General features: G+C 69.3%; 3 protein-coding genes. 2 read left to right on the plus strand and 1 reads right to left on the minus strand.

Annotation, left to right across the window (positions count from 1 at the left end; genetic code table 11):
* Positions 1–1,039 (plus strand): glycine betaine ABC transporter substrate-binding protein (locus HUU94_RS10905; protein ID WP_174275104.1); only part of this gene is annotated, 1,039 nt, incomplete at its 5' end.
* Positions 1,040–1,200: 161 nt separating this feature from the next.
* On the opposite strand, the gene purF is transcribed toward HUU94_RS10905, so the two are convergent.
* A complete protein-coding gene (gene purF, locus HUU94_RS10910) occupies positions 1,201–2,670 on the minus strand; it encodes an amidophosphoribosyltransferase (protein WP_174275105.1) in 1,470 nt (489 codons plus the stop codon).
* A gap of 99 nt (positions 2,671–2,769) precedes the next feature.
* Here purF and hisI point away from each other — a divergent pair, with 99 nt between their 5' ends.
* Complete coding sequence (hisI, locus tag HUU94_RS10915) at positions 2,770–3,132, plus strand: phosphoribosyl-AMP cyclohydrolase (RefSeq protein ID WP_174275106.1); 363 nt, start codon at positions 2,770–2,772, stop codon at positions 3,130–3,132.
* The last annotated feature ends 91 nt before the right edge of the window (positions 3,133–3,223 follow it).

Here is a 3,223-nt window from a genome sequence, read left to right on the forward strand (position 1 = left end):
GGTCGGCTATGCCAGCCTCGGCAATCCGATCTTCTCGGGCCTCCAGACCGAGAATTGGACGCTGGTGCTCGCCGGATGCTTCGGCGCGGCGGGGCTGGCGCTGGCGACGGACGGGCTGCTCGCATTGGTCGAGCGCGGGCTCGGCCGGCGGCGGGCATGGATGATCTGGGCGGGGCTGCTGCCGATCGCGCTGGCGCTGGCGGCGGCGCTGCTGCCGTTCGGCGGCGGCGCGGCGGGCGAACGGCGGACGATCACCGTCGGCGCCAAGAATTTCTCCGAGCAGTTCATCCTCGCGCGGCTGATCGGCGCGCGGCTGGAGCGCGCGGGCTATGCGGTGCGCTACCGCGAGGGGCTGGGATCGGCGGTGGCGTTCCAGGCGCTGTCGGCGGGCGACGTCGACGTCTATGTCGATTATTCGGGGACCTTGTGGACGGGCGCGATGGGCCGCAAGGATACGCCGTCGCGTGGTGCGATGCTCGAGGGCCTCGCGCGCTGGATGGCGGCGGGGCCGAAGACCGCGCTGCTCGGCGGCCTCGGCTTCGAGAATGCCTATGCGCTGGCGATGCGGCCGGGCAGCGGGATCGCCTCGCTGGCGGCGCTCGCGCCCGAGGCGCCGCGCCTCGCGCTGGGCGCCGACCTCGAATTTCTCGACCGGCCCGAATGGGCGGCGGTGCGCGACGCCTACGGGCTGCGGTTCCGCGACGCGCGCGCCTACAGCCCGACCTTCATGTATCGCGCGCTCAAGAGCGGGCAGGTCGACGTGATCTCGGCTTTCTCCTCCGACGGGCGGATCGCCGCCGACCGTCTCGTCGTGCTGGCCGATCCCAAGGCGGCGATGCCGCATTATGACGCGGTGCTGCTGCTGGCGCCCGCGCATGCCCGCGATGCCAGATTGCGCGCCGCGCTGACGCCGCTGATCGGCGCGATCCCGGTCGAGACGATGCGCGAGGCCAATTACCAGGTCGATCGCGATGCCGATAAGGCGACCCCCGAGGCCGCCGCCGCGTGGCTGGCGCGGGCGATCGGGAGGGCGAAGTGAGGGGTGGGAGCGGGATGTCGGCGGGAGAGCTTCTGTGCGGGAGACCCCAGCTTTTGATGGGTGACGCGCTGAAGTCTCCTGTCGACGTTATGCTCTCGTCACCCCGGCCTTGAGCCGGGGTGACGGTTCATTTTGAGCAGGACGGCTCCAATCGTGCGGCGTCAGGCCAGCACGCGCTCGTCGAGCAGCGCGAACTGGTCGGGGACCGCGACGTCGTCGTGGTCGGTCAGGGGGGTCGGATAGTCGCCGGTGAAGCAGGCGTCGCAATGGCTGGGGCGCGCCGGATCGCGGCCCGCCTCGCCGAGCGCGCGGTAGAGGCCGTCGACCGAGACGAAGGCGAGGCTGTCGGCGTTGATATAGGCGGCCATTTCCTCGACCGTCATCCGCGCGGCGAGCAGTTTGGCGCGCTCGGGCGTGTCGACGCCGTAGAAGCAACTGTGCCGCGTCGGCGGCGAGGCGATGCGCATGTGCACCTCGGTGGCGCCGGCGTCGCGCATCATCTGGACGATCTTGAGGCTGGTCGTGCCGCGCACGATCGAATCGTCGATCAGCACGATGCGCTTGCCCGCGATCAGCGCGCGATTGGCGTTGTGCTTCAGCTTGACGCCGAGGTGGCGGATATTGTCGGCGGGCTGGATGAAGGTGCGGCCGACATAATGCGAGCGGATGATGCCGAGCTCGAACGGGATGCCGCTTGCCTGCGCATAGCCGATCGCCGCGGGCACGCCCGAATCGGGGACGGGGATGACCTGATCGACCTCCACCGGCCGCTCGCGCGCGAGCTCGGCGCCGATCGCCTTGCGCACGCCATAGACCGAGAGGCCGTCGGCGACCGAATCGGGGCGCGAGAAATAGACATGCTCGAACACGCAGGGCCGCGCGCGGACCTCGCCGAACGGACGCACCGAGCGGATGCCCGCGTCCGATACGGTGATAAGCTCGCCCGGCTCGACGTGACGGACGAATTCGGCCCCGCACACGTCGAGCGCCACCGTCTCCGACGCGAAGATCGTCGAATCGCCGAGCCGGCCCATCACCAGCGGCCGGATGCCGAGCGGATCGCGGCAGGCGATCATCCCCTCGGGCGTCAGGCAGATCAGCGAATAGGCCCCCTCGACCTGGCGGAGCGCATCGATGAAGCGATCGATCAAAGTGCGGTAGCTGGAGGTCGCGACCAGATGGATGATCGTCTCGGTATCGCTGGTCGATTGGAAGATCGATCCGCGCCGCACGAGATCGCGCCTGAGCTTGACCGCGTTGGAGAGATTGCCGTTGTGCGCGACCGCGAAGCCGCCGCTGGCGAGCTCGGCGAACAAAGGCTGGACGTTGCGCAGCGCGGTCTCGCCGGTGGTCGAGTAGCGGACGTGGCCGCAGGCGACGCGGCCCGGCAACGCGCGGATGATCTCGTCGCGATCGAAATTGCCCGCGACATGGCCCATCGCGCGGTGCGAATGGAAGGCCGCGCCGTCCCAGCTCGTGACTCCCGCCGCTTCCTGCCCGCGATGCTGGAGCGCATGCAGCCCGAGCGCGACGATCGCGGCGGCGGATTCGGCATCGAATATGCCGAACACGCCGCATTCCTCGCGGAGCTTGTCGCCATATTCGTCTTCGAAGGGATTGGTGGTCAGCATTGTTCGTCCCGCCGCCGCGCAAGCGCGCTATAGGGGGGACGGACGGGCTTGTCGCCTGCCGCCGCAAATAGATTTCCATCAAGGCCCGAGGACGATCGCATGGACGCCAGCATCGAAACCACGACCGTGCTCGCGCCGCGCTGGGATGCGGCCGGGCTGATCACCGCGGTGGCGACCGACGCCGCGACGGGCGAAGTGCTGATGCTCGCGCACATGAACGCCGAGGCGCTGGCGCGGACGATCGAGAGCAGGAAGGCGTGGTTCTGGTCGCGCTCGCGCGGGCGGCTGTGGAAGAAGGGCGAAAGCTCGGGCCATGTGCTGCGCGTGATCGAGCTGCGGATCGATTGCGATCAGGATGCCGTGTGGATGCGCGTCGATGCGGCGGGGCCGGCGTGCCACACCGGCGAGCGGAGCTGCTTCTACCGGATCGTCGAAGGCGGCGGCCTCGTTCGCGACGCCTGAGAGTCCGTTTGGAAACTCGCGGAAGAGCGAGTTTCAGGCGGCACCGGCCCGCACCCCCACCCGACCTCCCATTCAGGATACGCTGTGGGAG

The organism is Sphingomonas bacterium (genome assembly GCF_903644055.1).
Taxonomy (GTDB): domain Bacteria; phylum Pseudomonadota; class Alphaproteobacteria; order Sphingomonadales; family Sphingomonadaceae; genus Sphingomonas_I.